This window comes from Amycolatopsis sp. SID8362 (genome assembly GCF_010550475.1).
Classification (GTDB): Bacteria; Actinomycetota; Actinomycetes; order Mycobacteriales; family Pseudonocardiaceae; genus Amycolatopsis; species Amycolatopsis eburnea.
In genome coordinates this window covers 1-3,609 of record NZ_JAAGNB010000980.1, presented here as the reverse complement: position 1 = coordinate 3,609, position 3,609 = coordinate 1, and the positions used below count along the sequence as shown (strand labels likewise).

General features: G+C 72.7%; 5 protein-coding genes. 3 read left to right on the top strand and 2 right to left on the bottom strand.

Annotated features, from left to right (window positions below; translation table 11 throughout):
- The 3 genes from G3I65_RS30825 to G3I65_RS30815 form a co-directional block, all read left to right on the top strand.
- On the top strand, positions 1–416 hold a 416-nt coding region (locus G3I65_RS30825), incomplete at its 5' end, for a substrate-binding domain-containing protein (RefSeq protein ID WP_160699224.1).
- A gap of 342 nt (positions 417–758) precedes the next feature.
- Positions 759–1,340, top strand: coding sequence for a DNA-binding protein (locus G3I65_RS30820; protein ID WP_125312346.1), 582 nt, complete (start codon positions 759–761; stop codon positions 1,338–1,340).
- 51 nt (positions 1,341–1,391) lie between these two features.
- Positions 1,392–2,048 (top strand): RES family NAD+ phosphorylase, encoded by a 657-nt coding sequence (locus G3I65_RS30815; protein WP_086861703.1) that lies wholly within the window; start codon positions 1,392–1,394, stop codon positions 2,046–2,048.
- Here G3I65_RS30815 and G3I65_RS30810 read toward each other — a convergent pair.
- Positions 2,030–2,662, bottom strand: a complete 633-nt coding sequence (locus G3I65_RS30810; protein ID WP_203612556.1) for a haloacid dehalogenase-like hydrolase — start codon at positions 2,660–2,662, stop codon at positions 2,030–2,032. The two genes, G3I65_RS30815 and G3I65_RS30810, sit on opposite strands and share 19 nt — an antisense overlap.
- On the bottom strand, positions 2,662–3,609 hold a 948-nt coding region (locus G3I65_RS30805), incomplete at its 5' end, for a S9 family peptidase (RefSeq protein WP_160699222.1). The genes G3I65_RS30810 and G3I65_RS30805, both read right to left, overlap by 1 nt.

Here is a 3,609-nt window from a genome sequence, read left to right as displayed (position 1 = left end):
GCACCGCCGACGACCGTCTCGCCGGGTACGGCGACGTCGTCGGCGAAGCGAACGTCCTGTCCCGGCGGGCGGAGTACCGCGCCGAGGGCGCCCGGCTAGCGGCGCTCGAACTGCTCGACGAGCCGTCGCCGCCGGACGCGCTGCTCGTCGCCAACAGCACCATGGCGATCGGCGTGCTCGAAGCGCTGGCGGCGCGCGGCCTGCGCCCCGGGCGGCACGTCGGCATCGTCTCGTTCGACGACGCACCCTGGACGACGCTGGTCGACCCGCCGCTCACGGTCGTCGCGCAGCCGGCGTACGAGGTCGGGCGGGTGGCCGCGCAGCTCCTGCTGGCCCGGATCGCCGACAGCGGCCGCGACGCGACCACGACGACGCTCGAAGCCCGGCTGATCGAACGGAAGAGCTCCCGCCGCTGACCCGCGGGCGGAGCGACGTGCCCGGGGGGCCGGCTCGTGCCGGGCCCCCCAGGCACGCCCCACCCCCTGTGTCCCCCATGACCGGCGCGGAAACCGCCGGATCCCGTGAGCACGGAGCGGAAATCGTTTACTCACACGGAACGTAGGGCCGCGAGTCCGGAGTGTCAAGACGCCGCGGGTCTGGACAAGCTCGCCCGATGCGGTCAGACTGACCGACAGTTGCCTACTCAACGTGTTGCCTGATGTGCGGTAAGTGTCGATCTCTGGTGAATTCACCCACAGATAGGGCAAGAAACCGCACGAACCCGCACACGCGCGCTGTTTCGGGTTAGCCTGAGACCTATGTCTGTAGCGCTGGAGAACATCCTCGCCAAGGCGGGCCTGAAAGTCGACGCGCACGAGTTCCTCACGCTCGTCGAAGACGCGGCGCGCAGACTGTCCCCACCGAACCCGGATCCCTCGCACTACTTCTCGGCCGACCAGCGCGCCGCGCTGACCGACGTCGGCCTCGACCTGTCGCCCCGGCGGGAGGACGAACCGGACTTCCGGGCCCGGACCGTCGCCGCCCACGCCGTGCTCGCCGAGGGAGCGCTGAGCGTCAACGAGGCCGCGAAGGCCCTCGGCGTCGACGACAGCCGGATCCGGCACCGCCTCAAGGAAGGCAGGCTGACCGGCTGGAAGGACGGCGGCTGGAAGCTCCCGGCCTGGCAGTTCGCCGGCTCGGGCGTGCTGCCCGGCCTCGAGGTCGTGCTGAAGGCGCTGCCCGAGGACCAGCCCGCGCTCGTCGTCGCCGCTTTCATGAGCACACCGCAACCGGACCTAGTGATCAACGACCACGCGGCGACCCCGCGCCAGTGGCTCTTGTCCGGGGGTGATCCGGACCACGTCGCCCGCCTCATCGCCACGCTCGGCACGCCACTCTAGGCTGGACCTCCCCGAGCAAGATCACCGACAAGGACGGACCACCCCCGACCCATGGCCCGGCTACCGCTGCCGCCCGCCCGATCCGTCCTGGTCCGGCAGCTGAACCGCGCCGACGACGTGGTGACGGTCCAGCCCGCGACCAGGCTCGTGCGGATTTTCACGGCGCACGGCAACCACCCCCAGCAGTGGAATTCGTTCCGCTACACCGGCCCGCTCCCGCACGGCCGGTTCGACCAGCAGCCGCCCGGCCGCGGCGGCGCGCCGGTCACCGACCCCGCGAACGGGGTCCTCTACTTCGGCCTCACGGTCCGCACGTCGATCGCCGAGGTCTTCCAGACCAGCTCGACGGTGGACCGCCGCACGCGCGGCCCGCGCCTGGTCGTCGTCCGCCCGACGCGCACGCTGCGCCTGCTCGACCTCACGGGCCTCTGGCCGACGCGGGTCGGCGCATCCCAGGAGATCTCGAGCGGCCCGAAGAAGCTCACGCAGGCGTGGGCCCGCGCGATCCGCGGCGCGTTCAGCGACCTCGACGGCCTCTGGTACCGCTCGTCGATGGACTCGGGTGACCCGGCGATCTGCCTGTGGGACCCGCCGGCGGGCGCGGCCCTGCCGATCGCGCCGGACGTGCTGCTCCCCCTGGACCACCCGGGATTGGACGTCCCGCTGGGCCGGGTCTGCGAAGAGCTGAACTACACGCTGCTGAACTGACGCTCCAGCAGCGGCAGGATCGCCCGCAGGTCACCGGAGTCCACGACGTGGGTCGCGACGGCCCGGGCCGAGGGCGCCGCGTTGAAGCCGATGCTCATCCCCACGGCGGCGAACAGCGGCAGGTCGGACCGGCTGTCCCCGACCGCGGCGCACAGTTCCGGCGCGAAGCCCTGGGCCAGCGCGAAGTCGCGCTTGCCGTACTCGTCCAGGTGCGCCGCGACCTCGCCGGTGTAGCGGCCGCCGACGGCCTCGGGTACCGGGCCGCAGTAGGCCGCGAACCCGAACCGCCGCGCCAGCAGCCTGCCGACCGGCGTCCAGGCGAGCGTGGTCAGGATCGGCTTCAGCTCGTGGTCGCGGCACCACGCCACCGTCTCGCCGATCCCGGCGACCAGCGGCAGCGTCTCGAGCCGGGCCAGCACCTCGGCTTCGGTGTGCCCGGCCCAGCCGCGGGCGTCGATCACCGACGCCTCCTGGTTCGTCATGCGGCCCTCGCCGTACGCGGCTTCGGCCGCGACGAGCTCGGCTTCGTGCCCCAGGGCCGCGGCCACCCACGCGCACGAGCTCGTGCCCGGCACGAGGGTGCCGTCGACGTCGAAGCAGACCAGCCCGCGCACTACAGGTGCCGGGCCCACCACTCCAGGACCGCTTCGAAGCGCTGCACCCGGTGCCGCGGACGGCCCGACCGGGTCAGCTCGTGCCCCTCACCCGGGAACAGCAGCATCTCCGCCGGCGCCCCGGCCCGCCGCAAAGCCACGAACATCCGCTGCGCCTGCTCCAGCGGGCAGCGCCAGTCCTGCTCCGAGTGGACCACCGCGAACGGGATCTCGATCTGCGAAGCGTAGGAAAGCGGCGACCGGTCGCGCTGCACCTCCGGGTCGGCCCCGACGTACGCGTCGACGAAGAAGTAGCCGATGTCCGAGCTGCCGACCATCGAGTCCCACGCATTCACCGCGCGCTCGCTCCACGCCGCCTTGAACCGCTCGCCGTGGTGGGCGGCCAGCCAGCTCGTCATGAAGCCGCCGTACGAACCGCCCATGACGCCGACGCGGGAGGCGTCCAGGTCCGGGCGCTCCAGTGCCTTGTCGAGCAGGGCCAGGACGTCGTCGACGTCGACCGTGCCGAAGCCGTGCGTGATCGCGTGGCCGTGCGTCTGGCCGTAGCCCGCCGAACCGCGGGGGTTGCCGACGACCACCGCGTAGCCCGCCGCCGCGTACACCTGGGCCTCGTCGAACACCGCCCACTCCTGCTGGGTGAACGGGCCGCCGTGGATCACGCGCAGCACCGGGTGCGGGCCCTCGCCCTCGGGCAGCACCAGCCAGCCGTGCACCGGGTAGCCGTCCGGCGCGGTCGTCTCCAGCTCGATCATCGGCCGGATGCCCTTGCCCCGCAACGGCTTCGAGTAGTCGGTCAGCTCGCGCGGCTCGCCGTCGCCGAGGAGCACGACCTCGCCGGCGCTCGACGGCGTCGCGATCACCGCGGCCAGCACCGGGCCGTCGAGCGCGAACGACCGAAGCGCCGTGCGGCCGGCGTACACCACCGCCAGGTCGGCCAGCGGCGCGTC

Excerpts from the sequence above, each read along its gene's own strand:
- G3I65_RS30820 (WP_125312346.1), top strand. The coding sequence starts at position 759 with ATGTCTGTAGCGCTGGAGAACATCCTCGCCAAGGCGGGCCTGAAAGTC.
- G3I65_RS30815 (WP_086861703.1), top strand. The coding sequence starts at position 1,392 with ATGGCCCGGCTACCGCTGCCGCCCGCCCGATCCGTCCTGGTCCGGCAG.